Source organism: Sphaerisporangium sp. NPDC004334, assembly GCF_053602655.1.
The window spans coordinates 149,638-174,112 of record NZ_JBSGDZ010000015.1 but is presented as its reverse complement, the minus strand read 5'-3'; the positions used below and the strand labels follow the sequence as shown (position 1 = coordinate 174,112).

Here is a 24,475-nt window from a genome sequence, read left to right as displayed (position 1 = left end):
CCCACCGTGCTCGCGCTTCTCGTGGTCATCGTGGTGATCGGCGCGCTGCTGTCCTAGCGGGCACCGGTCCGGGGCCTGCGGTCCTCCGCCTCGGTGAGCGGCGCCGTGGCGCGCTCCCCGATGGTCACCAGGCGTAGGCCTCGGGGGCCGGGCCGCCGGGGCCGGGGAAGATCTCGTCGAGGGTGGCGAGCGCCTTGTCGTCCAGCTCGATCTCCAGCGCGCGCAGGCTGCCGTCGAGCTGCTCGGCCGTCCGCGGCCCGATGATCGGCCCGGTGACGGCCTGCTGCAGCAGCAGCCAGGCCAGCGCCACGTCGGCCGGCTGCTCGCCCAGCTCGTCGCAGAACGCCTCGTATCGCTCGATCTTGTCGCGGTGCTTCTCGAGCGCGGCGGTGACCTGCTCGGAGGCGGAGCGGCCCTTGTCGATCTTGCGGAGGATGCCGCCCAGCAGGCCGCCGGCGAGCGGGCTCCACGGGATCACCCCGAGTCCGTACTCGTCGCAGGCGGGGAGCACCTCCAGCTCGACGGTCCGGGTGAGCAGGTTGTAGTGCGACTGCTCGGAGACCAGACCGGTGAAGTGGCGCCGCTTGGCGGCCTCCTGCGCCTGGGTGATGTGCCACCCGGCGAAGTTGGACGACCCGACATAGATGATCTTGCCCTGCTGGCGCAGGACCTCCATGGCCTCCCAGATCTCGTCGATCGGGGTGTTCCGGTCGACGTGGTGCATCTGGTACAGGTCGATGTAGTCGGTCTGGAGCCGCTTGAGCGAGGCGTCACAGGCCCGCCGGATGTTGAGCGCGGACAGCTTGCCGTCGTTGGGCCAGTCGCCCATGGCGCCGTTCAGCTTGGTGGCGATGACGGTCTTCTCGCGGCGGCCGCCCCCCTGGGCGAACCAGCGTCCGATGATCTGCTCGGTTACGCCCTCGCCCTTCTTCCAGCCGTAGACGTTGGCCGTGTCGAAGAAGTTGATCCCCAGCTCGTGCGCCCTGTCCATGATGGCGAACGAGTCCTCTTCCGAGGTGACCGGCCCGAAGTTCATGGTGCCGAGGCAGAGTCGGCTCACGGACAGTCCGGCGCGTCCAAGGTGTACGTATTCCATATCACTCACCCTAAACACCTGGAGTGCACTCCAGCCCAGCCCCGTGCCCTGTGCCCCGTACCCGTGCCCTGTGCCCCGTGCCCTGTGCCCTGTGCCCGTGCCCTGTGCCGCGCTCGGGCCCAGACGGTGTCCCGACCAGACCTATCCCAACTCAGTACCGAACCGCGCGGTCGCTGCGGCGCGCCGGTGGGAACCGCGGGGCATGATGTGCCAATGGGGAGCAGCAGACGGGTGGCCGCGGTGGTTCCGGTCCTGGCGGCGTTCGGGATGTCGGTGGCGGGGCCGGTCGCGGCGTCCGCCGCCGCCACCACCGGCACCGCCTTCACCGCCACCGGCACCGCCTTCACCGCCACCGGCATTGCGGAGCACGGCGCCGTGCGGCCGCGCGGCACGGGGGGCGACCGGCCGGAGGACGGCAAGCCGCGCCTGCTGTTCCGCTTCAAGGACCCGCGCATCGGCGAGTCCAGCGGCCTCGCGGTCTCCCCGACGCACAAGAACGTGGTCTACACCCACAACGACAGCGGGGCCGGGCCGCAGTTCTACGCCGTCGGGACCGACGGCCGCACGCTGGCGACGTTCACCGTCGCCGGCGCCGCGGCCCGTGACTGGGAGGCCATGGCCGCCTCCGTGGATCCGGCGACCGGGCGCAGCGTGCTGTGGTTCGCCGACATCGGCGACAACCTCAACGGCGGCTGGCCCGACTACTCGATCTACAAGGTCGAGGAGCCCAAGGTGCTGCGGGACGCCACCCTGCCGGCGACCCGCTACCGCTTCCGGTACAAGGACGGCAACCGCAACGCCGAGGGCATCATGGTCCACCCCACCACGGGCCGGCTGTACGTCGTGAGCAAGGAGTTCGCCGGCTCGGTGTACGCCGCGCCGGCCAAGCTGCGCACCGACAAGGTGAACATCCTGCGCCGGGTCGCACCGGCGCCGATCATGGCGACCGACGCCGCCTACGCGCCCGACGGGTCGAGCTTCGTGATCCGCACCTACTTCTCGGCGTCGGTCTACCGCGCGCCCGGCGATCTGATCACCCGCGTCTCCATGCCGTCGTTGCAGCAGGCCGAGTCGATCGCCTACACCCGGGACGGCAGGTCGCTGCTCACCGGGACCGAAGGGGCCGGCAGCCCGGTGTACCAGGTGCCGCTCCCGGCGGCGGCCCTGTCGGGCAGGGCGGCGGGCGGGCCCGCGCGCACGGCGTCGCCCCGGGCGAGCGTCACGCCGTCCGAGGCGGCGACCGCGCCCGACGTCGCCGCCTCCCACGCGGCGGCGAGCGACGGCGACGACGGGGGAGTGCCCACGGAGCTCATCGTCCTGTGGCTCGGCGTCGCCCTGGGCGCCACCGGCATCATCGCGGTCATCGCCCGCCGCGTCGGCTGAACCCCGCCGCGTCGGCCGAACTCGCCGGTTCGGCCGCACCCGCCGCGGCGGCCGAACCCGCGCCGTCGCGCGAGCTCGCCGCGCGGGCCGCACCCGCCGCGGGCCGCACCCGCCGCGCGGGCCCGTGCCGTGGGGCCGCCCTCCGGGGCCGGTGCACGCGGTCCCGGAGGGCGGCCCCGGCTCTCGCGCCGGGATCAGCCGCTACGCGTCCATGGAGCCGTCGCGGAGCGGCGCCGGCTCATCGCGCCGGGCGCGGGAGGATCGAGTCGGCGCCGATGGGCCCGGGAACGGGGCTGATGGGCTCGGGACGCGACGGGCGCCCGTGGTGGGAGTGCCAGGGCCGGGTGACGGGAGTGCGGTACAGCGGCAGGCCCCAGGCGTCGCACGCCCGGTGCAGGAGCCGGCCCTTCGGGCACGGCGGGCTGCAGGTCACCTCCACCGAGTCCAGGAAGTCGCCCAGACTCGGGGTGCCTTCGGCCGACGACACCGCCTCGACGGAGAACCGCGTGAGCCTCTGGCCCTTGGGGACGCGGTAGATGCCGGTGTGGTGGCCCCACGAGTCGCCGCCGTCGGCGATGTCGGTGCCGGTCTGCCCCAGCGGGATCTGGGCCGTCGTGCCGCCCGGCGTGCCGATCCTGACGCGGATGACGTCCTTCTGGCCGGGACCGGCGCTGCGCGCGCGGTGCGCCAGCCGCCAGACCAGGACGGTCTTCGGGGTGGTGGCGATGTCCTGGTAGAGGCTGGACGCCTGCGCGCCGTTGATCGCGGCGAAGCTGGTGCCGGAGTCGGCGGCGACCTCGTTGCCGGTGGCGGGCGCGTTGCCGGGCCCCCAGACCTCGATGACCCGGTCGGTGGAGGTGGTCCGCCAGTTCGGGATGTCGGTTCGCATGTTGCCGGCGCCGCGCAGGCCGGTGGGCTCCTCGAACCCTCCGTTGCTGATCACGCAGGCGGGGGCGGGCGCCGGCGGGGTGGCCGGGAGCGCCGCGGGCGCGGAGGGGGACGACTGCGCCGATGCGGAGGAGATCCCCAGGGCGGGGACGGTGAGGAGCGCCGTGGCGCCGGCAAGGAGGACACGCTGTGGCAGGGACGCCAGAGCATGGGCTGAATTCATGAACTTCCCCTCGATCCGATGACATGCCCCGGGAGGTCGGGGCCGGAGGGCACGCCGGAACATCAGTGCGGATCATGCCGGCGTGCCTGTCGTGGTATGCCCTGCGGAAACACCGAACCGAGGGGAGGGGGAGACTCTTGGGCCGCGGCGCCCCAGGGTTTTACCTGGACGATCTTGTTTGTCCCGAGGTGTCCATGCGGGCGACGAACGGCTCGCCGCGCAGGGCGTGCTCGACCAGCTCGATGGAGGCGGCCAGCCGCACGAGCCGCGGGCCCTCGCGGCGGTAAGCCTCCAGGACGGCCTCGACGGCGTGCGGGGGCAGGTACTCCTTAAGCTCGACCGCCGCGCGCCGGTAGCCGGTGCGCGCGGCCTCCACCGTGGCGTTCACGTGGTACGACGCCATGCGGGCCAGGGCCACGGGGTGGCGGCGCAGCACGCCGTAGGCCCGGTAGTCCGGGGGGACCGCGTCGAGCAGCCACGCCACGGCCGAGGTCTCCCAGTCGGGGCTTCCCGGCGGGCGGACCTCGGGCGGCCATCCCGGTGGTAGGTACACGCCAGAAAGTGTATCGAATGTCTGTTCGAGAGTCTGCTGGCCGTTATGCCGCTTTTCCCGGACCTTTCCGAGCCTTTGCCCGCGTCATGTCCGGCGGCCGGCCTCGGCCGGACGCCGGTCGTCTGGCGCGGCCTGCGCGAACAGAGCAAAATATCCGCTTGTGAGCGAGCGAATCGGAATCATCGGTGCGGGCATCCTCGGGCTGGCGGTGGCCCGTGAGCTGGCCGCGCGCGGTGCCACGGTGACGGTCCTGGACAAGGAGGACCGCGTCGCCGCTCACCAGACCGGCCGCAACAGCGGCGTGGTGCACGCCGGCATCTACTACACGCCCGGCTCGCTCAAGGCCAGGCTCTGCCGCGAGGGCGCCGCGCTGCTGCGGGAGTACTGCGCCGAGCACCACATCCCCTACGAGGAGATCGGCAAGCTGGTCATCGCCGCCACCGCGGCCGAGCGCGCGGGCCTGCGGCGCATCGCCGCCCGCGCCAGGGAGAACGGCGTGCCGGACGTCGCCGAAGTGGACGCCCTCGGACTGCGCGAGATCGAGCCGCACGCGGTGGGCGTCGGCGCCGTCCACTCCCCGCGCACCGCCATCGTCGACTTCCCCGCCGTCGCCCGGCGCCTGGCCGAGGACATCGCCGCGAGCGGCGGCACCGTGCGCCTGGGGCGGCCGGTGCGGGCGCTGCGCGAGACCGCGAGCGGCGTGGAGGTGCTGGCGGGCCGGACGCGGCTGGTCTTCGACCGATTGATCGCCTGCGCGGGCCTGCAGTCCGACGCCGTCGCCGCGATGGGGGGATACGCCGGAGACGTGCGCATCGTCCCCTTCCGCGGGGAGTACTACAAGCTCGCCGGTGCCGCCAAGGGCCTGGTCCGCGGGCTGGTGTACCCGGTGCCCGACCCGCGCTACCCCTTCCTCGGGGTGCACCTGACCCGCCGCATCGACGGCGAGGTGCTCGTCGGGCCGAACGCCGTGCTCGCGCTCGCCCGCGAAGGCTACTCCTGGCGGCACGTGTCGCCCGGCGACCTGCGCGACATCCTGACCTGGCCGGGGACCCGGCGGATGGCCGCCCGGCACTGGAGGACCGGCCTGGCCGAGGTCTACGGCTCGCTCGCCAAGCGGGCGTTCCTCACCGCCGCGCGCCGCTACGTGCCCGTCCTCGCGCCGCACGACCTGGTGCGGGCCACCGGCGGGGTGCGCGCCCAGGCCGTCGGCCGGGACGGGAGCCTGCTGGACGACTTCGTCGTGGACGTCCACGGCCGGGTGATCCTCGTGCGCAACGCCCCCTCGCCGGCCGCCACGTCCAGCCTGGCCATCGCCCGGCACATCGTTTCTTTCATCTCGGCTTAATCCGGGCAGGCCACTATAGGAAGGTGAGCGAATCGCCTGAAGCCCGCCTGCTGGTCGTCGAGGACGATCCGAACATCCTGGAGTTGCTGTCCGCCAGCCTGCGCTTCGCCGGGTTCTCGGTGACCCCGGCCGGCAACGGCGCCGAGGCGGTGGAGGCGGCGCAGCGCCGCCGGCCGGACCTCATCGTGCTGGACGTCATGCTGCCCGACATGGACGGCTTCGACGTCGTGCGGCGCCTGCGGGGCGGCGGGGCGCACACTCCGGTCGTCTTCCTCACCGCGCGGGACGCCACCGAGGACAAGATCAGGGGGCTCACCCTCGGCGGCGACGACTACGTGACCAAGCCGTTCAGCCTGGAAGAGGTGGTCGCGCGCATCCGGGCGGTGCTGCGCCGCACCGCCGGCGACCCGGCCGCGCCGCCGCCCCGGATGACCTTCGCCGACATCGAGCTGGACGAGGAGAGCCACGAGGTGTGGCGGCGGGGCACGGTCGTCCCGCTCTCGCCCACCGAGTTCAAGCTGCTGCGCTACTTCATGGCCAACGCCGGACGGGTGCTGTCCAAGGCGCAGATCCTCGACCACGTGTGGGACTACGACTTCCGCGGCGACGCCGGCATCGTCGAGTCGTACGTCTCCGTGCTGCGCAGGAAGATCGACAACACCACCCCCCGGCTCATCCACACCCTGCGCGGCGTCGGGTACGTCCTGCGCACCCCGCCCCCATGACCGCGCCCGCCTCCCCTCCGCCCGCCTCCTCACCGCCCCTCTCGCGGGCCGTCCGCGGCGGCGGGGCGGTGGCGTCCGCCCTCGCCCGGCGGCGGGCGGTCGTCGCGTCCCTGTTCGCCCGGACCCCGCTGCGCATCAAGCTGATCGCCACCATGCTGGCGCTCGTCGCCATCGCGCTCGCCGGCATCGGCGCGGGCAGCGTGTCGGTGCTGCGCGGCTACCTCGTCGACCGGGTCGACCAGCAGCTCGCCACCTTCGTCCAGGACGTCGCCCACCGCCTGCAACGCGGGCCCGGCCTCGGCAGTCGCGTGCCCCCCGACGGGTTGATCCAGCTCCGCGACGGTGAAGGGCGGGTCGTCGCCACCCTCGCCGGGCTGGAGGCCGAGCACCGGCCCGGGCCGGTGCTGCCGGACCTCGCCGCCTCGGCGTGGCGCCCGCAGACCGTCCCCGCCGAGTCGGGCGGAGGCGAGTGGCGGCTGCGCGCCGCCTCGGTGGCGGGCGTGGGCAGCGTGGTCGTGGCCATCGACATGTCCTCGGTCGCCCAGATCACCGCCCGCCTCGCGCTCACCGAACTGCTGGGCGGCGGCCTGGTCATGGTCGTCCTGGCCGTCCTCGGCGTGGTCATCGTCCGCAGGAGCCTGCGGCCGCTGGTGGAGATGGAGCACACCGCCGCCGCCATCGCCGCCGGCGACCTGGCCCGCCGCGTGCCCGACCGCGACCCGCGCACCGAGGTGGGCAGCCTGGCGGCCTCTCTCAACGGCATGCTCGCCCAGATCGAGGCCGCGTTCCACGCGCGGGAGATCTCCGAGGCGGCGGCCCGCACCTCCGAGGAGCGCATGCGCCGCTTCGTCGCCGACGCCTCGCACGAACTGCGCACGCCGCTCACCTCCATCCGCGGCTTCGCCGAGTTCTACCGGCAGAATCCCGCCGGCGACCCGGCCCGCCTCATGCGCCGGGTGGAGGACGCCGCCGCCCGCATGGGGGTCCTGGTCGAGGACCTGCTGCTGCTCGCGCGCCTCGACCAGCAGCGGCCGCTCACCATGAGCCCGGTCGACCTGCTCGCCCTGGCCGCCGACGCTGTGCAGGAGGCCCGCATCCTCGCCGCCGACCGCGAGCTGGTGCTGGAGGTGGCCGGTGACGTCGCCCCGATCGTCTCCGGCGACGAGGTGCGGCTGCGCCAGATCATCGGGAACCTCGTGGGCAACGCCCTCACCCACACCCCCGCCGGCACGCCGATCACCGTGCGCGCGGGGACGGACGGCGCCGCCGCGTTCCTGGAGGTCGCCGACAAAGGCCCCGGCTTGGCCCCCGAACAGGCCGAACGCGTCTTCGAACGCTTCTACCGTGCCGACCCCGCCCGCGCCCGCGCCCCGGGCGCCCGGCCGACCGCGAACCCTCGCCCGCAGGAGGCGGGCGGCGGGGGTGCCGCGGGCGGCGGGAGTGCCCCGGGCGGCGCGAGTGCCCTGGGCGGCGGGAGTGCCGTGCGCGGTGGGAGTGCCGCGGGCGGCGGGGGTGCCGCGGGCGGCAGCGGCCTTGGTCTCGCGATCGTCGCCGGCCTCGTCGCGGCGCACGGCGGCACCGTGACCCTGCGCACGGCCCCCGGCGCCGGCGCCACCTTCCGCGTGACCCTCCCCCTCGCCCCCGACGTCCTGCCCCCATCCCTGTAGTGTCCCGCGCCGGATGCTTTCCCATCCCTGGCCAGGTGCTGAAGGTGATCGGCGCCGGGTCGGCGGGTCGTGGTACGGCGATGCCGGCGCCGTTCACGGCGCCCGAGCCGGTGAACGTTCCTGGACGGCGCGTCAGGGGCTCCTGCGGTCTTGGCCGGGGCCGCCGTTCAGGGCGCCGATGGGTGGCGGGCGGGGCGGGTGTCGGCGGGCGTCCGATTCCGGACCGATCGTTGATCGGCCGGACGATCGTTATCTACGCTCGCGAAATGAGCATCCCCACAGAACCCATTGGCAGTATTCCCCGGCCCTCCGCCCTGCTGACCGCGATGGCGGACCACGCGGCGGGCCGCTTAGGAGATGACGACCTGGCCGCGGTGCAGGATGCGGCCGTCGCCGACACCATCGCGAGGCTGGAGAGCATCGGCAGCCCCGTCCTGGTCGACGGCGAGCAGTCCAAGCCGAGCTTCGCCACCTACCCGATCGCCGGGCTGGACGGCCTGGCCGCGGACGGGGCGGTCATCCCGTTCGCCGACGGCCACACCCGGCAGCTTCCCCGCCTGACGGCCGGGCCGTTCCGCTACCGCGAGCGCGCCGCGACCTACCTGCGGGCCGCGCGCCGCCACACCGCCCTGCCGGTCAAGCAGGCGGTCATCGCCCCCTCGGCGCTCAGCCTGCTCTACCCGGCCGACGGCATCGCCGGCTATCCGCGCAAGGCCTTCGTCGACGACCTGGTCGCCGAGGCCGAGGCGGACATCCGGGGTTGCCTGGACGCCGGAGCGCACGTGGTGCAGCTCGACTTCACCGAAGGGCGGCTGTCGCTCAAGCTGGACCCGAGCGGGGGGCTGCTGGAGCAGTTCGTCGCCCTCAACAACCAGGTGCTCGAGCGCTTCACCGACGCCGAGCGCGCCCGCATCGGCGTGCACACCTGTCCCGGAGGCGACCAGGACTCCACCCACAGCGCGGACGTCGACTACGCCGCTCTGCTGCCCACGTTGTTCACCCTGCGGGCCGGCAACTTCTACGTCGAACTTGCCGGCGAGGCCGACCCGGGGCGGGTGCTGGACCTCATCGCCGCGCACCTCCCCGCGCAGGCCCGGATCTTCGTCGGCGTGACCGACCCTATCGACCCGGCCGTCGAGACGCCGGAACAGGTGCGCGACCGGGTGCTGGAGGCCGCGCGGCGCCTGCCCGCCGAACGGCTCGGCACCTGCGACGACTGCGGTTTCGCGCCGTTCGCCGACGACACCTCCACCTCGCGCGACACCGCGTTCGCCAAGATCGCGGCCCGGGTCGAGGGCACCGCCCTGGCAGCGGAGGCCCTGGGCGTCTGAACCACCCCGGCCAGGGGTCCCGTCGCGCTAGCGGCGGGCCCCTGGGCACCGGGTCGGCGGCCTTTCACGGCCAAGCCCGGCGTCGAGCGGAGCACGGCGGTGGGTGCCTCAGGGGGTTCGTGAGGGGGACGGTATCGGGGAGGGGAGACCGGGGAATCCGTCGGCGGGGAAGCCGCCCGCGGTGCCCGGCAGCTCGACCTGGTCGCCTGCCGCCAGGCCGGAGGTGACCTCGACGTATTGGTCGCCCCGCACGCCGAGCTCGACCGCGCGCTCGACGGTTCGCCCGCCGTCGCGGACCAGGACCGTCGCGACGCCGTCCGCCCGGGTGCGCACGGCCTGCGCGGGCACGTAGACCGCGTCCCGCGCCTGGTCCAGCGTCACCTGGACGGTGGCCGACTGCCCGAGCAGCAGTCCCTTGGGCCGGCGGACGAAGGCGATGTTCACCCCGTACTGGACGAGCCGGTTCGTCGCGGTCGCGGTCACGTCGATGTGGGCGACCTTGCCGCGGTAGGCGACGCCGGGCCGGGTGGCCAGGGACACGGTCGCGGGCTGGCCGACCTTCAGGCGCACCACGTCGGTCTGGGAGAACATGGCCTGCACCTGCAGCTCGTCGAGATCGCCGAGCGTGATGAACGGCGACCCGACCGTGGCCGCCGCACCGGCCGCGCCGGAGACCGTCAAGATCGTGCCCTTGGCGGGCGCCTTGATCGTCACTCCGGCCAGCGCCTCCTCGGTCCGCCGCAGGGTCGTCTCGGCCTTGGCGATGTTCACCTCCGCCTCGGCCACCGTGGTCACCGCCTGACCGCCCTGCCGGATCTCACCACCCTGGACACCCCGGCCACTCTGACCGCCCAGGCCGGCGCGCCCGGTCCGACCGGCCTGGCCGGACCGTCCGCTCCGTCCGCCATGGCCGTTGCCGTCGCGGCCGTTCTGCCCGTCATGACCCTGCAGGTTCCCGTCGGGACGGCCGTCCTGGCCCGTCGGCGTACCGCAGGTGCGGGTGGGACGCGGGGCCGGTGTGCCGCTGTCCTGCGGGCCGGGCGCCGAACCGGTCGGCGACGGGTCGGCGGGAACGACGGTGGGAACGGGCCTCGCGGTGTGCGACCTCGTGTGGTCGGGCGTCGGTGCGGCCGTGGGCCGGGGCGTAGGAACACCGGACGGTAAGTGGGTTCCGGCCGGCTTCAGCCCGTGCCGTCCTGCGGCCTTGTGGCCACCGGCGCCCCCGTCCCTATCGTCCGAGGCGGACGGCCGTGCGGCGGACGCCGCCGGCCGTGGTGTGGAGAGGGACCGTCGAGGGGTGGTCGGCTTCGGCGATCGTGGCGATCTCGTGCTGGACGGTCGCGGAGTCGGAGTCGGAGTCGGGGTCAAGGTCGGGGTCAAGGTCGGGGTGGGCGTTGGGCTCGGTGTGAGGGTGAGGGTGGGCTCAGGGTGGGGGGCGGCATCGTGTTCACGGGACGGCTCCCCGGCGTCGGCGTGATCGACGCCGGTCACAGGGCCTTCGCCGCCGGCCGCACCGGCCCCCGAACCGCCTGCGGACCCGTGGCCGCCGGCGTAGGCCAGCGGGACGACGTCGGTCGCCGCGGCCAGGCGCACCGCGTTCGGCGTGATGGTGAACCCCACGCTGGGAACGGCGCTCGGCGAGGGGGTGCCGGGGGCCGCCGATCCCGGAGGCCGCGGCTTCGCGCTGGTCCGCGGACACGCTGGCGCCCCCGTAGGCGAGACCGACGGCCCTCCGGAGGGCCGTCCGGTCGGTCTCCCTGAGGGCCGCTGGGAAGGCCGTCCGGAGGGGGCGCCGGAGGGCTGACCCGTGGGGGTGCGGCCGGTGGGGGGTGGGGTGCCGGGGCCGGCTCGGTCGCGGGCGCCGGTGGGAGTGTTCTGGGCTTCCTCCAGTTTGTCGCGGGTCTCCTCCGCGGCGGCGAGGGCGGCCTTGGCGGCCGTGTGGTCCTCCTGGGCGATCGTGTCGTCGATGCGCGCGAGCACCTGCCCCTTGCGCACCTTCTGCCCGACCGAGACGTACACCTTCTCCACCGTGCCGTCCGCGCCGAAGGCCAGGTCGCGGATGTGGGCGTCCACGGTGCTGCCCGCCGCGGAGGCGCCGCTGACGATCGTGCCCCGCCTGGCCGACGCCAGCTCCACGCGGGCGGCCGTGGGGGCGTCGCCGCCGCCCAGGTAGACCAGCCCGGCGGCCGCCAGGACGACCCCGGCGAGCGCGAGTCCCCCGACGCGCGCGACGGTTGGCGGATTGCTCGATCTCATGGGGCCAATCCTGGTCACCGGACGTGACTCCAAGCTCAGCCCGGCCTGAGAGTTTCCTGTGTATCGCCCTCGCATGCGACCCTTCTGAGCTGCGGTTTCGATCCTCAGGGGCAGGCGGGACGCGGCCCCGCGGCGGTCAGGGGCCCGCGAGACGCCCGGCCTTTCAGCAAACCTTCAGGGACGGCGGAGGTTCGCCCAAGCGGCGTGGTCCAGGCTCAGTGGTCGTGAAGCTGTCGACGAAGCGCAGAGCGCTGATCGTGAACGGCGCCCTCGGGGTGCTGTTGCTGGGAGGCGCGGGCGTCGCGTACGCCTCCCTGAACGGGGGCTCCTCCGCGGAGGCGGCGCCCTCCACCACGCCGGTCACCCGGGGCACCGTCCTGTCCTCGGTCTCGGCCTCCGGCGCGGTGGAGAGCGCGAACACCCGGTCGCTGAGCTTCGGCACGAGCGGCACGGTCGAGAAGATCTACGTCGAGAGCGGCGACAAGGTCACCAAGGGCCAGATCCTCGCCCGGGTCGACGACACGGCGGCAGAGGAGGACCTGGACGCCGCGGCGGCCTCCCTCAGTGCGGCCGAGGACGGCGACACCACCACCGCGTCGGGCTACTCGCAGTACATCCAGGCGAGGAACGCCTACCGGGACGCCAAGCGGACGCTGGACGGCACGGTGCTCAAGGCGCCGTTCGGCGGCACCATCACCGCCGTCAACGGCGCCGTCGGCGGCTCGTCCGCAGGGTCGGGCGGCTCCTCCACGGGTTCCTCGGGCGGTACGGGCTCCTCGGCCGGGTCGGGCGCGCGGGCGAGCGGATCGTCCGGCGGCTCCTCGGCGGGCTCGGGCTCCTCCGGCTCCTCCGGGTCATCGGGGTCCTCCGGCGGCTTCATCGACATCGCCGACACCAGGAGGCTCCAGGTCGTCGGCGACTTCACCGAGTCGGATGTGACCAAGCTGAAGTCCGGTCAGACCGCGACCGTCACCTTCGACGCCCTGCCCGGCGTCACGGCCTCCGGCAAGGTGACGGTGATCGACCCGGTGGCGCAGACCAGCAACAACGTGGTCCAGTACGCCGCCACGATCTCCCTCACCGACGTGCCGAAGACCGTGCGCCTGGGTCAGACGACGAGCGTCCAGGTGATCGTCGCCAAGGCGGACGACGTGCTGACCGTCCCCACCTCGGCGGTCAGGACGGCGGGCGGCCAGGACACCGTCACCGTCCTGTCCAACGGCAGGCAGGTCGCCAAGACCGTCGAGGTCGGGGTGAAGGGGGACACGCTGACCGAGATCAGGTCCGGCCTGTCGGAGGGCGACGCGGTGGTGCGGAGCACGACGGCCGGCACGGGCGGCCTGCAGGGCGGCTTCCCCGGTGGTGGCTTCCCCGGCGGCGGCGCCGTCCGCATCGGCCGCGGCGGAGCAGGCCAGTGACCCCCTGGGAGAGCGCCGGCGGCGGCCGGGACGGCGCCGCGCCGCGCGCCGGCGGCCAGGGCGGTGGAGACACGCGCGCCGGCGGCCAGGGCGGTGGAGACACGCGCGCCGGCGGCCAGGGCGGTGGAGACACGCGCGCCGGCGGTCAGGACGGCGGCGTGCCGCACCATGGGTCCGGCCTGCCGGTGCGGCACGCGGGCGGCCGCACCCCGCCCGTCCTCGACGTGCGGCGGGTCACGAAGGTCTACGGCGAGGGGGACACCGGCGTCCAGGCGCTGCGCGGCGTCACGCTCGCGGTCGAGCGGGGCGACTTCGTCGCCATCATGGGCGCCTCCGGCTCCGGCAAGTCGACGCTGATGAACATCCTCGGCTGCCTGGACGTGCCCAGCGCCGGCGCGTACCTCATCGACGGCACCGACGTCGGTGCGCTCGACGACCGGCAGCTGGCGATCCTGCGCAACCGGAAGATCGGTTTCGTCTTCCAGTCGTTCAACCTCATCCCCCGCATGACCGCGCTGGCCAACGTGGAGCTGCCTCTCGCGTACGGAGGGGTCGGCGCGGGCGCGCGCCGGCGGCGGGCCCTCGCGGCGCTGGACCAGGTGGGGCTGTCCGACCGCGTCCAGCACGAGCCGAACGAGCTGTCCGGCGGCCAGCAGCAGCGGGTCGCGGTCGCCCGCGCCCTGGTGACCGCGCCGTCGCTGCTGCTGGCCGACGAGCCGACCGGCAACCTGGACACCAAATCCACGGCCGACGTGCTGGCCATCCTCGACCGGCTGAGCGACGCCGGCCGCACGATCGTCCTGATCACGCACGAGGACGATGTGGCCACGCACGCCAAGCGGGTCGTCCGCCTGGTGGACGGCCAGGTCGTCGAGGACCGGCGGCAGGCTCCCGTCGACGGACCGCCGCCCCGGCTGTCCTCCCAGGTGGTGAGGGACCGATGAACGCCCTGGAAGTCCTGCGCTTCGCCGTGCGCGGCCTCACGGCCAACAAGATGCGCAGCGCGCTGACCACGCTGGGCATCCTGATCGGCGTCGCGGCGGTCATCATGCTGGTCGCCGTCGGCGAGGGCTCCTCGCAGGCGATCCAGCAGAACATCCAGCGTCTGGGCTCCAACACCCTCACCGTCATGCAGTCGTTCACCGGCGGCGGAGCGCGTGGCGGGGGTGGCGGCGGCGGGGGCGGCGGAGGGTTCTTCGGCCTCGGCGGCGGGGGCGGCAGGAACCAGCAGCAGGCCGCCACCGGCCCGCGCACCCAGGCCAAGGAGCTGACCCTGGACGACGCCAGGGCGCTGGCCGACCCGGCGAACGCCCCGTCGGTCAAGAGCGTGTCCCCCGTCGTCACGGCCTCGGCGCAGACGGCGACCTACCAGGGGGCGAGCCACGCGATCGCGCAGCTCGTCGGCACCTATCCCAGCTACTTCGAGGCATCGAACAAGCCGGTGGCCAAGGGGTCGTACTTCTTCAACGAGGACGTGCTGGCCGCCCGCAAGATCATCGTCATCGGGCGGACGGTGGCCGACGACCTGTTCGGCTCCGTGGACCCCGTCGGCAGGCAGATCACGATCAGCGGGGTGCCGTTCACGGTCGTGGGCGTGCTGAAGACCGCCGGGTCGGCCGGCTTCCAGGACGCCGACGACGTCGCGGTCGCGCCGCTTCCGGCCGTGCAGCAGAGCCTCACCGGGTTCGGGCCGCTCGGCCAGATCATCGTCCAGGCCAAGAGCGCGACGGCGGTCGACGCGGCCCAGTCGGAGATCACCCAGACCCTCGACCAGCGGCACGGCATCACCGGCACCGCCACCGCCGACTACCGGATCCTCAACCAGGCGACGCTGCAGGAGACGGTCAGCGCCGCGACCGGCACCTTCACCGTGCTGCTGGGGGCCGTCGCCGCGATCAGCCTGCTGGTGGGCGGCATCGGCATCACCAACATCATGCTCGTGACCGTGACCGAGCGGACCCGCGAGATCGGCATCCGCAAGGCCATCGGCGCGCCGCGCGGCGCGATCCTCGGCCAGTTCCTCGCCGAGGCCACGATGCTCAGCCTGATCGGCGGGCTGCTCGGCGTGGCCATCGCGCTGATCGGCACCAGGTTCACCATCGCCGGCGTGCGGCCGGTCGTGGTGCCGACGTCGATCGTGCTGGCCCTCGGCGTCTCGGTCGCGATCGGCCTGTTCTTCGGCAGCTATCCGGCGAACCGGGCGGCGAAGCTGCGTCCCATCGAAGCGCTGCGGCACGAGTGACGTAGGGCCGTCGCACAAGGAGTGATCATGAGTACGAGCAGGCGCAAGCCGTACACGACGGAGGAACCGGTGACGGCGCACGAGCTGCTTTCGACCTCGCCCTTTCAGGACGACCTGGACGACGAACTCGCGGCCCGCCCCGAGCGGCGCCGGATGTCCACGCTGACCATGGCCCTCGCCGCGGCCGTGCTGCTGGTGGCGGGCATGGTCGTGGGCATCCAGCTGCAGAAGCTCTGGGGCGCGGCGAGCTCCCGGCAGGCCGCGATCCAGGGCCTGCCGGCCGGCGCGGGCGGCGGCGCGGGCGCCGGGCAGCGGGCCGGCGGGGGCGGCAGGTTCGGCTTCCCCGGCGCGGGCCAGGGCCAGGGCAGGAACGGAGGGCAGGGGCGGACTGGCGCCGGGGGCGCGGGCGGCGCGTTCGGCGACCTCACGGTCGGCACGGTCAAGCTCGTCGACGGCGGCAAGATCTACCTGGAGACCACCGGAGGCGGCATCGTCACGGTCAAGACCTCCGGCGGCACCAAGGTGCAGGTCAGCAAGGAAGGCAAGGTCAAGGACCTCAAGCCGGGCAGCACCATCGTCGTGCAGGGCGAGCGCGGCAGCGACGGCTCGGTCACCGCCACCTCGGTGAACCAGGGCGGCGCCGGCGGCTTCGCCGGCCCCCGCGGACGCGGCTGATGGACGCCCCAGCACGCCCTGGCCCCCCGGCGAGCCCCGCCTCCACCGCACGGGGTGCCTCCCTGGCACGGAAGGCCTCCCCGACGTGGAGCGCGTCCCCGACGTGGAGCGCGTCCCCGGCATGGAGCGCGTCCCCGGTACAAAAGGCTTCCCCGGTGCGGGGAGGTTCTCGTGTCCGGTGAGGCCAAGCTGCTCGTCGTCGACGACGAGCCGAACATCCGCGAGCTGCTGTCGGCGACGCTGCGCTACGCGGGGTTCGACGTCGTGACCGCCGCGGACGGGCGCGAGGCCGTGCAGCTCGTCGACCGCGTCCGGCCCGACCTGGTGGTCCTCGACGTGATGCTGCCGGACATGGACGGCTTCGCCGTGGCGAACCGGCTGCGTGCCGGCGGCAGGCGCACCCCGGTTCTCTTCCTCACCGCGCGGGACGAGACCGAGCACAAGCTGACCGGGCTCGGGCTCGGCGACGACTACGTGACCAAGCCGTTCAGCCTGGAGGAGGTGCTGGCCAGGATCCGGGCCGTGCTGCGCCGCACGCGGGGCGACCTTGACCTGCCCACGCGGCTCCAGGTGGCCGATCTCGAGCTGGACGAGGAGGGCCACCAGGTGTGGCGCGGGGGCGTCCGGGTGAAGCTGTCGCCGACCGAGTACAAGCTGCTGCACTACTTCATGGTCAACGCCGGGCGGGTGCTGTCCAAGGCGCAGATTCTCGACCACGTCTGGAACTACGACTTCGGCGGGGACCGGAACGTGGTGGAGTCCTACGTCTCCTACCTGCGGCGCAAGGTCGACACCGTCGAGCCGCGGCTGATCCACACGCTCCGGGGAGTGGGCTACGTCCTGCGCGCCCCACGCCGGTGACCGTCCTCCCGCACCTCGGATGAGCGCACGATGAGCCCGGTCCGCAGGATGAGCCCGATCCGTGCGACGAGCGCGCTCCGCAGGATGATCCCGGTCTGGGCGATCAGCCCGGTCCGCAGGATGATCCCGGTCCGTGCGATCAGCCCGGTTCGTGCGATGAGACGGTGGGCGGCCCGGTCGCCGTTGTGGCTGCGCCTGGTCGCGGGGACGCTGGCGCTGGTCACCCTCGCGATCGCGCTGACGGGTGGCGCCGCCGTCCAGCTCCTGCGCGGCTACCTCGTCGACCGTGTCGACCAGCAACTGCGGGTGGCCGCGCAGCTCCGGCGCGACCCCGCGGTCCAGCAGCAGGTACGCGACGTGACCCGCCCGCTCAAGCAGTTCGGCCTGTTCTACATGGCCGTGCTCCGGCCGGACGGCGGCGTCGAGCGCACCCTGCAGGAGCCGCCCGGCTCCTCGCCGCCGGTGCTGTCGCCGGCCCAGGCCGGCGGGGCGGCCTCCGCGCGGCCCCGCCCGTTCACCGTGGAGTCCGGCGAGGGGACGCGCTGGCGGGCGATCGTGGTCGCCGACGACCGGCGGATCCGCGTGATCGCCGTCCGCATGGACGACATCGACGCCACCGTCACCCGGCTCGCCGTCATCGTCGCCAGCGTCGGCGGCGGCGCGCTGCTGGCCCTGGGCCTGGCCTGCAACTGGCTGGTCCGGCGCAGCCTGCGTCCCCTGGGGGAGATCGAGCGGACCGCCGGCGCCATCGCCGGCGGCGACCTGTCCCGCCGCCTGCCCCCGCGGCACCGCCGGACGGAGATGGGACGGCTCGGCAGGGCCATCAACGGCATGCTCGCCCAGATCGAGGCCGCCTTCGACGACCGCGAGGCCTCCGAGATCGCCGCGCGCAAGTCGGCCTTCGAGGCCCGCCGGTCGGAGGACCGCATGCGCAGGTTCGTCGCCGACGCCTCCCACGAGCTGCGCACCCCGCTGACCTCCATCAGGGGCTTCGCCGAGCTCTACCGGCACGAGGCCCCGAGCCTTGAGGAGGCGGCCAGGCTGCTGCGCCGCATCGAGGACGAGGCCACCCGCATGGGCCTCCTCGTGGACGACCTGCTGCTGCTCGCCCGCCTCGACCAGCAGCGCCCGCTCGAACGGCAGCCGGTCGACGTGCTCAGCGTGGCCGCCGGCGCCGTCCTGGACGCCCAGACGCTCGCGCCGGACCGCGAGATCGACCTGGTCCGCCTGGACGGCTCCGACGGGACGGTCACCGTGACCGGCGACGAGGCGCGGCTGCGCCAGGTGGTCGCCAACCTGGTCGGCAACGTCCTGCGGCACACCCCCGCCGGCACCGCGTTCCGCGTCGGCGTGGGCAACCTGGACGGGCACGTCGTCATCGAGGTGGCCGACGAGGGGCCGGGGCTGCCGGTCCAGGACGCCGAGCGGGTCTTCGAGCGCTTCTACCGCGCCGACCCTTCGCGCACGCGCAATGGGGCGGGCGGGACGGGGCTCGGCCTGTCCATCGCCGCCGCCCTGGTCCAGGCCCACGGAGGCGTGATCACCCTCGACAGCGACCCCGGCCACGGCGCCACCTTCCGCGTCGCCCTGCCCACCGACGCGACCCCGTCCTGACCACGTCCCGCTGCTCATCGACGCTGGCCCGTCCTCACCGCACCGGAGCCGTCCAGTGACGGCGACCCCGTCCTGACCGCGCCGGGGCTCGGTGTTGACAGCGGAAATTCAGCTTTGTCGTACCTGGCGCTGAGTTTGGTGGCCTTCCATGGATACCGCCAGAGTCCCTCGGTCCCCCGATGGAGTTCACTTCGTGAATGCGTTGCCTCATGTCATCGGCGTCGCGGCGGTGGCCACCGTCCTGCTGGCGTCCGGCTGTGGTTCCGACTCCGCCACGACCGGCGCCCAGCCTGCACCGGGCCGGACCGGTGGCGCTCCCGCCGCGTTCGTCGAGTGCATGCGCAAGAACGGCGTGAACATGCCCACAGGCCGCCCTGGCGGCGCACCCACGGCTCAGCCGGGCGGTTCCCCGTCCGCTCGGCCGAGCGGCGGACCGAGGGGCTTCGGCACCATGTCACCGCAGATCCGCAAGGCGTTCGAGGCGTGCCGCTCGCTGATGCCGCAGGGCCGCGCGGGTCAGGGCGGCCGGCGCGGCGGCTTCGACCCCTCGGTGCTCGCGGCCTTCCGGTCCTGCATGAAGGACAACGGCGCCGACCTGCCGGCCGGCGGCGGCGTGCGCCGGTTCGACACCAAGGACCCGGCCGTCGCCAAGGCCCTGGAGAAGTGCCGCCCCCTCCTGCCCACCCCGGCCGTCACCCCGACGGCCGGCTAGGGGCCGTCCGTCCGGGTTCGCGGGGGTTCATCCAGCCGGCCTTGGCCGCGAGGACGGCCGAGGCGGCGTACTCGGGACGTGGTCAGCCGGGGAACGCCCCGGTGAAGCCGGGGAAGCTCCCGGTGAGCAGGGCCCACCCCTCCGGCCAGTCGCCGAGGCCGGAGTCGGCGTTGATATGACCCTTGCGCCCAATGGGCACGAGGTCCGCGCCGATGGTCGCGGCGACCTCGGCGGCGTGCCCCGGGGAGCCGTACGGGTCGTCGTCGCTGGCGACCACGACCGTCCTGAACGGCAGCCGCCGGTGCTTCGGCGCGTCGAAGCCCACCGCCTGCGCGGGGAAGTCCGGCCCGTGCACGTCGGGCACGGCGACCAGGAAGGCGCCGGCCACGTCGTCGTTCTTGTGCTGCGCGGCCCACTCCGTCACCAGCGTGCAGCCGAGGCTGTGCGCGACGAGGATCACGGGACCCTCGACCGCGCGCAGGGCCTGGTCGAACTCGCGCACCCACACGTCGCGGACCGGGGCGTGCCAGGAGGAGTGTTCCACCCAGAGGCCGCCCGGCACCCGGGCGTGCCAGATGGCCTGCCAGTGGCCCGGGCCGGAGTTGCCGAATCCGGCCAGGTACACCAGGGCGGGCCCGTGTGTGGCGTCCATGCTCAGACCTCGTACTCGACGCCGACGCCGTCGAAGCGCAGGCGGTCCTGGATGGCGACGCGTTCGTCGTTCTTGTCGTAGCCGGACAGCAGGCCGGCCTCCATCAGCCGGATGACGATCTGCGAGCTCACCTCCCGCACCCCGGAGTCGCTGAGCTGCTTGATCAGGGTCTTGTAGCTCACCGTCTCCTTGACGACGCCCTGGAAGATCTCGCGCTGCTCCTCCTCCACCGGGAACTTGATCATGTCGGTGCCGTCCTCGTTGGCCAGCACCTGCTTGCGCTCCAGCCGGAAGCTCGTCGGCTCGACCTTGTAGTACGGCTTGAGCCGCACCTCGTCGCCGGTCCACCGCAGCCGCGTGATGCGGTTCAACTGCTTGGTGAGACCGCTGATCCAGCGCATCCGGGCGAAGTTGAGCTCGTTCTCGGAGAACTCGTCGCTCAGCTCCTTGCGCTGGTGCCGGCCGATGGCGATCATCGTGGACGCCCGGTCCCGGAAGTCGGCCACCGACGTCGTCGGGTTCTCAAGGTCGTCTTGGACCAGCCGGTCGAACCAGCGCAGGCGGGACAGCCGGGCGTCGTCGGACTCGCTGATCCGGCGCTTGCGCCAGAACTCCGACTCCGGCTCGGTGAAGGAGGCGAAGGTGTAGAACGAGGCGAGGAACTCGTGGTACTGCTCGTAGGTCTCGCGGTAGCTGCGGTTGTACCAGGCGTGGACCTCCTCGCGCTCGTCCTCGAACCGCGTGATCCGGTCGATCGCGGACGCCGCGCTGACCGCCGACTGCGTGGCCAGGTGGACGCCCTGGGAGAACAGCGGGTCGGTGAAGCACGCCGCGTCGCCGCACAGGAAGTAGGCGCCGCCGGAGAACCATTCGGAGTCGTAGGACCAGTCGTGGACGATGCGCACCTCGTCGACCATCTCGGCGTCCCCGAGGATGGCGGTGGCCCGGACGGCCTGGGCCAGGGTCTCGCGGTAGAAGCGGTCGGGGCCCAGTTCCTTGACCTCGCCCGCCTTGGAGCGGTCTACCACCAGGCCGACGCTGTAGAGGTCGCCCTTGAGAGGGATCATCCACACCCAGCCGTCCTGGAAGGTGATGGAGAAGGTGGTGCCGTTGAGGTCGCCCTCGAAGGGCTGCTTGCACTTGAAGTAGGACCACACCGCGAAGTTCTTGTAGAACTCGTCGTAGCGGCGCACCTTGAGCTGCCGCGCCAGCGGGCTGCCCGCGCCGCCGGCGTCGATGACGAAGTCGCTCTCGACCACGCGGGAGTCCTCGCCCTGCCGCACCGTCAGCGAGACGCGGCCGGGGTCGGAGATGTCCACGTCGCTCACGGCGGCGCCCTCGAAGACGGAGATGCCGCGCTCGCGGACCTCGTCGAGCAGGAGGGCGTCGAACTCCTCGCGCTTGACCTGGATGGCGTGGTCGAAGACCCACGGGGCCGTCTTGGGGGTGGCGAAGGAGAAGGTCCAGGGGGCCTGGTCCTGGCCCCACAGGAAGGTCGCCGAGGGCTTCTTCACGAAGCCCGCCGCGTCGATCTTCTCCTGCAGGCCCAGCCGGTTGAGGATCGACAGCGTTCCGGGCAGGAACGACTCGCCGATCCGATATCGGGGGAAGTGGCCCTTCTCGTAGACCTCGACCTCGTGGCCGAGCTTGTTCAACGTCAGGGCGGCCACGCACCCGGCGGGACCCGCGCCGATCACGGTGACCTTCGCTCGCTTCATGATTGCCTTCCTCAGGACGTCTTGATCGACTTGATGCGGTTGGGAACCAGGTGGGAGTGGCCGCTCGGCGCGTCCTCGAACAGGGTGATGCCGGCCTGGAACCTGCTGCCGCTGCCCGCGTCCACTCCTGGGGCGACGGTGCAGCTCAGGCCGAAGAAGTTGTCGTCACCGATCTCGACGCCGCTCCCGCAGTGGAAGTTGGGCGCGAGGAAGTTGTTCGAGCCGATGCGCGAGTGGTGCCCGATGGAGCAGTGGTAGTGGACGATGTTGAACCCGCCGAGAACGGCGCCCGCGCCGATGTAACAGTCAGGCCCGATGATGTTGCCGGGGCCGAGGAGCTGCGCGGTGTCGACCCGGGCCGCCGGGTGTACGACGTTGACCGCGTCGAGGTCGTGGTCGTCGACCAGGCCGTCGATCAGCCGCCGCCGCTCGGCCGGGTCGGTGAGGGCGAGCACGACGCGGACGCCGGGGTGGGGCTCGAAGTCCGCGAAGGGGAGGCAGCGTTCCACGGGCGCGTGCACGGGCTCTCCGGGAACGGCCAGGTAGCGTGCCACGCGGTGGTCGTCGTGCCCGGCGGCGACCAGGTCGTCGAGGTAGCGGGTGACCTCGACCGCGAACGTCCCCGCCCCGATCACGACGAGAGCGGCGTCGGTCATGGCGTCGACCTCTTCTTCTTGAACCGCTCCGACACGGTGACCGAGTCGATCAGGTTGACCTTGGTGGGCATCTTGAAGGCGTCGACCTTGCCGGTCAGGAAGTCGGCGACGTGCCTGCGCAGCTCCGCGCGGGTCATCTCGCCGCGCGGCCTGACGTCCGCGCACACCGACTGCCCGGTGATGGCGTTGGGCCTGCCGTAGACCACGCAGTCGTCGATGAGCGGGCTGCCGAGCAGGATCGACTCCAGCTCCAGCGGCAGCACCTTCTCGCCGCCGACGTTGATGACCTCCGTGGCGCGGCCCTTGACGGTCATGTAACCGTCGGCGTTCTGCTCGACCAGGTCGCCGGTGCGGAACCAGCCGTCCTCGGTGAGCGCGTCGCTGGGGTAGTTGAGGTAGCCGAGGAACTGGGTGCGGCTCTTGAGCTGCAGCTCGCCGTCGACGACGCGGTGCTGGACGTTCGCGTCGTCGATCCGGAAGTAGGTGCTCCGCGAGGACTCGCTGGTGGTCGTCGAGATCCCGGTCTCGCTGGTGCCGAACGTCTGCAGCAGCCTGACCCCGGGGAAGGCGGCGTTGACCCGCGCGAGCAGTTCCTGCGGCATCGGCTCGGTGCCGTAGGTGATCAGGCGCAGGCTGCTGAGGTCGTACTCGCGGTGGTAGCCGCCGATCAGGATCAGGTTCAGGAACGTCGGGCTGGTGGGCAGCAGCCTGATCTTGTGCTTCTCGATGAGCGCGCAGATCTCCTCCGGCGTGCGGCGCCGGGGCACGATGGCGGCCCCGCCCATGCGCAATGCGCCGAGCAGCGAGTTGAGGCCGCCGATGTGGTCGAAGAGCAGGAACATCAGGATGTTGGCGGGGCGGCCCGCCGTCCGCGCCCGGGTGCCGAGCTTCTCGGCGACGATCGCGTCCAGGTCGTGCAGGATCGCCTTGGGTTCGCCGGTGCTGCCGCTGCTCAGCAGGACCAGGCCGGAGGCCCCGGCGGCGATCAGAGAGTCGTAGGCGCCGGTGGCGGGCGCCCCGGCGATCGCCTCGATCTCCACCTCCGCGCCCACCCGCATCAGGTGCCGCGGCGAGCAGGACCTGGTGACGGTGGCGAGCACCGGGTCGGTGAGGTTCACCACGGGCACCAGGACGTTCCGGTTGAGGTAGAGCGCCAGAAGCGCCGCGATCGAGCGGAAGGAGAAGTCGCCGTTGAGCACCACGACGTCGTGGGGCGGCACCCCGTGCTCCGCCAGGAACGTTCCCAGCCGACGGGTCTCGTCGGCCAGATCGCGGTAGCCGTACGCCGCGTCCGCGTCGACGACCGCGGTGCGGTCGCCGAGTTCGTCGAACCGGGCGAGAATCGCGTCCCGCATTTCAGTGAACACCCCCAAGGAAGAGCGTCTCGCCCGTGACGAACGAGGACTCCGGAGAGATCAGGAACTCGACCGGCCCGGTGATGTCGGCCATCGTGCACATGCGTTTCAGCGTCTGCCGCCCGATCAGGGCGTCGATCTTCTCTCTCGGCACGGTGCGGGTGAGGACGGTGTGCACCGGCGGCAGGCCGATGCCGTTCACCCGGATGCCGAGGTCGGCGACCTCTTTGCTCATCACCCGCGTGAGCTGCTCGACGGCGCTCTTGCTGGCCGAGTAGACCAGTTGCCCGGCCAGCGCCCAGGGGACGGCGACGGTGGAGACGTTGAGGAGGGCCGGGGAGCCGCTGCTCTTCTGGAGCAACTTGACGCTCTCGCGGCAGCAGTTCAGCACCGCGAAGAAGTTGACGTCGAAGATCCGCCGGGCGACGTCCTCGGGCGTCATCATGAAGTGGTTCATGGTGGCGACCCCGGCGTTGTTGACGACGGCGTCGAGGTATCCGTGCTCGGCCCGGACGGCCCGGCACATCGCCTTGATCCCTCTGCTGTCGGTGAGGTCCACTTCGTGGTGGCGGTAGCCGGGATGCTCGATGGTGGAGGGCCTGCGGCTGCACCCCACCACGTGGTGGCCGCGGGCGAGGAAGTGCTCGGCCAGGGCCTTGCCGATACCGGTCCGGGTGCCGGTGATCATTATGATCATGACGCGGTGCGGCCCGCCCCGTCCGTGCGGTCCGTCGTGGTCACCGGCTCAGCCGCCCAGCCGCACCGGCTCGGCGTCCGCACCGGGCGCGTCGCCGGCGTCGCCCCCGGCGAGCCGCATCTCCTCCTCGATGAAGTCGATCAGCCGCCGGACGCTGCTGAACGGGCTCATCCGGCGGGAGACGGCCTTCTCCGAGGTCAGCGAGATCTCCACGTCGTACTCGTCCTCCAGTTCCTCCTCCACCCGGGCGAGGAAGTTGACCAGGTGCATGGAGTCGAACACCCCCGCGTCGCCGTAGAGCACCACGCCGGGCAGGTTCTCGGTCGGGATCTTCTCGCCCCTGCGCTCGTTGAGCTCCTCGACGACGCCGGTGATCAACTCGAGCAGTCGGTCGTGCATGACGGTGCC

The 24,475-nt window shown here is 72.7% G+C and carries 21 protein-coding genes and 1 pseudogene; 12 read left to right on the top strand and 10 right to left on the bottom strand.

What is annotated here, in order from left to right:
• Positions 1 to 124: 124 nt before the first annotated feature.
• On the bottom strand, positions 125 to 1,096 hold the full coding sequence (locus ACWEN6_RS21245; protein WP_452572087.1) for an aldo/keto reductase: 972 nt from the start codon (positions 1,094 to 1,096) through the stop codon (positions 125 to 127).
• Between the two features lie 213 nt (positions 1,097 to 1,309).
• Between ACWEN6_RS21245 and ACWEN6_RS21240 the strand changes: the two genes are divergently transcribed.
• Positions 1,310 to 2,479 (top strand): hypothetical protein, encoded by a 1,170-nt coding sequence (locus ACWEN6_RS21240; protein WP_452572085.1) that lies wholly within the window; start codon positions 1,310 to 1,312, stop codon positions 2,477 to 2,479.
• Positions 2,480 to 2,717: 238 nt separating this feature from the next.
• Here ACWEN6_RS21240 and ACWEN6_RS21235 read toward each other — a convergent pair whose 3' ends face one another.
• On the bottom strand, positions 2,718 to 3,590 hold the full coding sequence (locus tag ACWEN6_RS21235) for a hypothetical protein (RefSeq protein ID WP_452572083.1): 873 nt from the start codon (positions 3,588 to 3,590) through the stop codon (positions 2,718 to 2,720).
• Between the two features lie 160 nt (positions 3,591 to 3,750).
• A complete protein-coding gene (locus ACWEN6_RS21230; protein ID WP_452572081.1) occupies positions 3,751 to 4,143 on the bottom strand; it encodes a hypothetical protein in 393 nt (130 codons plus the stop codon).
• Between the two features lie 160 nt (positions 4,144 to 4,303).
• Between ACWEN6_RS21230 and lhgO the strand changes: the two genes are divergently transcribed.
• The 4 genes from lhgO to ACWEN6_RS21210 all read left to right on the top strand — a co-directional run bounded on the left by lhgO (position 4,304) and on the right by ACWEN6_RS21210 (position 9,211).
• Positions 4,304 to 5,488: an L-2-hydroxyglutarate oxidase gene (gene lhgO, locus ACWEN6_RS21225; RefSeq protein WP_452572079.1), complete on the top strand. Its 1,185-nt coding sequence runs from the start codon at positions 4,304 to 4,306 to the stop codon at positions 5,486 to 5,488.
• A 23-nt stretch (positions 5,489 to 5,511) separates the two neighbouring features.
• Complete coding sequence (locus ACWEN6_RS21220) at positions 5,512 to 6,213, top strand: response regulator transcription factor (RefSeq protein ID WP_354845490.1); 702 nt, start codon at positions 5,512 to 5,514, stop codon at positions 6,211 to 6,213.
• Positions 6,210 to 7,880: an ATP-binding protein gene (locus tag ACWEN6_RS21215; protein WP_452572077.1), complete on the top strand. Its 1,671-nt coding sequence runs from the start codon at positions 6,210 to 6,212 to the stop codon at positions 7,878 to 7,880. The genes ACWEN6_RS21220 and ACWEN6_RS21215 overlap by 4 nt, the downstream gene beginning before the upstream one ends.
• Positions 7,881 to 8,146: 266 nt before the next feature.
• Positions 8,147 to 9,211, top strand: coding sequence for a cobalamin-independent methionine synthase II family protein (locus tag ACWEN6_RS21210; RefSeq protein ID WP_452572075.1), 1,065 nt, complete (start codon positions 8,147 to 8,149; stop codon positions 9,209 to 9,211).
• 108 nt (positions 9,212 to 9,319) lie between these two features.
• Here the strand turns inward: ACWEN6_RS21210 and ACWEN6_RS21205 are convergent, their stop codons facing one another.
• Positions 9,320 to 11,467 carry an efflux RND transporter periplasmic adaptor subunit gene (locus ACWEN6_RS21205; RefSeq protein ID WP_452572073.1) on the bottom strand — a complete coding sequence of 716 codons (2,148 nt, stop codon included), beginning with the start codon at positions 11,465 to 11,467 and terminating at the stop codon, positions 9,320 to 9,322.
• 224 nt (positions 11,468 to 11,691) lie between these two features.
• On the opposite strand from ACWEN6_RS21205, the gene ACWEN6_RS21200 reads away from it, so the two are divergent.
• The 7 genes from ACWEN6_RS21200 (at position 11,692) to ACWEN6_RS21170 (ending at position 18,989) form a co-directional block, all read left to right on the top strand.
• Complete coding sequence (locus tag ACWEN6_RS21200; protein ID WP_452572071.1) at positions 11,692 to 12,885, top strand: efflux RND transporter periplasmic adaptor subunit; 1,194 nt, start codon at positions 11,692 to 11,694, stop codon at positions 12,883 to 12,885.
• A gap of 185 nt (positions 12,886 to 13,070) precedes the next feature.
• Positions 13,071 to 13,829: an ABC transporter ATP-binding protein gene (locus ACWEN6_RS21195; protein ID WP_354845912.1), complete on the top strand. Its 759-nt coding sequence runs from the start codon at positions 13,071 to 13,073 to the stop codon at positions 13,827 to 13,829.
• Entirely contained in the window at positions 13,826 to 15,127 is a 1,302-nt protein-coding gene (locus tag ACWEN6_RS21190; protein WP_452572069.1) for an ABC transporter permease, read from the top strand. The genes ACWEN6_RS21195 and ACWEN6_RS21190 overlap by 4 nt, the downstream gene beginning before the upstream one ends.
• Positions 15,128 to 15,154: 27 nt before the next feature.
• On the top strand, positions 15,155 to 15,802 hold the full coding sequence (locus ACWEN6_RS21185; protein ID WP_452572067.1) for a hypothetical protein: 648 nt from the start codon (positions 15,155 to 15,157) through the stop codon (positions 15,800 to 15,802).
• 171 nt (positions 15,803 to 15,973) lie between these two features.
• Positions 15,974 to 16,663, top strand: coding sequence for a response regulator transcription factor (locus ACWEN6_RS21180; protein ID WP_452572065.1), 690 nt, complete (start codon positions 15,974 to 15,976; stop codon positions 16,661 to 16,663).
• A gap of 48 nt (positions 16,664 to 16,711) precedes the next feature.
• A complete protein-coding gene (locus tag ACWEN6_RS21175; RefSeq protein ID WP_452572063.1) occupies positions 16,712 to 18,277 on the top strand; it encodes an ATP-binding protein in 1,566 nt (521 codons plus the stop codon).
• Between the two features lie 193 nt (positions 18,278 to 18,470).
• Positions 18,471 to 18,989: a hypothetical protein gene (locus ACWEN6_RS21170; protein ID WP_452572061.1), complete on the top strand. Its 519-nt coding sequence runs from the start codon at positions 18,471 to 18,473 to the stop codon at positions 18,987 to 18,989.
• Positions 18,990 to 19,071: 82 nt separating this feature from the next.
• On the opposite strand, the gene ACWEN6_RS21165 is transcribed toward ACWEN6_RS21170, so the two are convergent.
• The 6 genes and pseudogenes from ACWEN6_RS21165 to ACWEN6_RS21140 form a co-directional block, all read right to left on the bottom strand.
• Complete coding sequence (locus ACWEN6_RS21165; RefSeq protein WP_452572059.1) at positions 19,072 to 19,641, bottom strand: RBBP9/YdeN family alpha/beta hydrolase; 570 nt, start codon at positions 19,639 to 19,641, stop codon at positions 19,072 to 19,074.
• 2 nt (positions 19,642 to 19,643) lie between these two features.
• Positions 19,644 to 21,344 (bottom strand): annotated as a pseudogene (gene cmlS, locus ACWEN6_RS21160) (chloramphenicol-biosynthetic FADH2-dependent halogenase CmlS); the annotation flags it as partial.
• A gap of 26 nt (positions 21,345 to 21,370) precedes the next feature.
• On the bottom strand, positions 21,371 to 22,015 hold the full coding sequence (locus ACWEN6_RS21155) for a hypothetical protein (RefSeq protein WP_452572057.1): 645 nt from the start codon (positions 22,013 to 22,015) through the stop codon (positions 21,371 to 21,373).
• A complete protein-coding gene (locus ACWEN6_RS21150) occupies positions 22,012 to 23,370 on the bottom strand; it encodes a long-chain fatty acid--CoA ligase (RefSeq protein ID WP_452572055.1) in 1,359 nt (452 codons plus the stop codon). Before ACWEN6_RS21150 ends, ACWEN6_RS21155 begins: the two co-directional genes overlap by 4 nt.
• A gap of 1 nt (position 23,371) precedes the next feature.
• Positions 23,372 to 24,058, bottom strand: a complete 687-nt coding sequence (locus ACWEN6_RS21145) for an SDR family NAD(P)-dependent oxidoreductase (protein ID WP_452572053.1) — start codon at positions 24,056 to 24,058, stop codon at positions 23,372 to 23,374.
• Positions 24,059 to 24,115: 57 nt separating this feature from the next.
• On the bottom strand, positions 24,116 to 24,466 hold the full coding sequence (locus ACWEN6_RS21140) for a hypothetical protein (RefSeq protein ID WP_452572051.1): 351 nt from the start codon (positions 24,464 to 24,466) through the stop codon (positions 24,116 to 24,118).
• Positions 24,467 to 24,475 lie beyond the last annotated feature (9 nt).

What these genes read in the sequence shown, in the direction of transcription:
- ACWEN6_RS21145 (WP_452572053.1), bottom strand. Translation starts at nt 24,058, where the DNA reads ATGATCACCGGCACCCGGACCGGTATCGGCAAGGCCCTGGCCGAGCAC.
- ACWEN6_RS21165 (WP_452572059.1), bottom strand. Translation starts at nt 19,641, where the DNA reads ATGGACGCCACACACGGGCCCGCCCTGGTGTACCTGGCCGGATTCGGC.
- ACWEN6_RS21175 (WP_452572063.1), top strand. Translation starts at nt 16,712, where the DNA reads ATGAGCCCGATCCGTGCGACGAGCGCGCTCCGCAGGATGATCCCGGTC.
- ACWEN6_RS21155 (WP_452572057.1), bottom strand. Translation starts at nt 22,015, where the DNA reads ATGACCGACGCCGCTCTCGTCGTGATCGGGGCGGGGACGTTCGCGGTC.
- ACWEN6_RS21245 (WP_452572087.1), bottom strand. Translation starts at nt 1,096, where the DNA reads ATGGAATACGTACACCTTGGACGCGCCGGACTGTCCGTGAGCCGACTC.
- ACWEN6_RS21215 (WP_452572077.1), top strand. Translation starts at nt 6,210, where the DNA reads ATGACCGCGCCCGCCTCCCCTCCGCCCGCCTCCTCACCGCCCCTCTCG.
- ACWEN6_RS21210 (WP_452572075.1), top strand. Translation starts at nt 8,147, where the DNA reads ATGAGCATCCCCACAGAACCCATTGGCAGTATTCCCCGGCCCTCCGCC.
- ACWEN6_RS21190 (WP_452572069.1), top strand. Translation starts at nt 13,826, where the DNA reads ATGAACGCCCTGGAAGTCCTGCGCTTCGCCGTGCGCGGCCTCACGGCC.
- ACWEN6_RS21205 (WP_452572073.1), bottom strand. Translation starts at nt 11,467, where the DNA reads ATGAGATCGAGCAATCCGCCAACCGTCGCGCGCGTCGGGGGACTCGCG.
- ACWEN6_RS21150 (WP_452572055.1), bottom strand. Translation starts at nt 23,370, where the DNA reads ATGCGGGACGCGATTCTCGCCCGGTTCGACGAACTCGGCGACCGCACC.
- ACWEN6_RS21240 (WP_452572085.1), top strand. Translation starts at nt 1,310, where the DNA reads ATGGGGAGCAGCAGACGGGTGGCCGCGGTGGTTCCGGTCCTGGCGGCG.
- ACWEN6_RS21185 (WP_452572067.1), top strand. Translation starts at nt 15,155, where the DNA reads ATGAGTACGAGCAGGCGCAAGCCGTACACGACGGAGGAACCGGTGACG.
- ACWEN6_RS21235 (WP_452572083.1), bottom strand. Translation starts at nt 3,590, where the DNA reads ATGAATTCAGCCCATGCTCTGGCGTCCCTGCCACAGCGTGTCCTCCTT.
- ACWEN6_RS21140 (WP_452572051.1), bottom strand. Translation starts at nt 24,466, where the DNA reads ATGCACGACCGACTGCTCGAGTTGATCACCGGCGTCGTCGAGGAGCTC.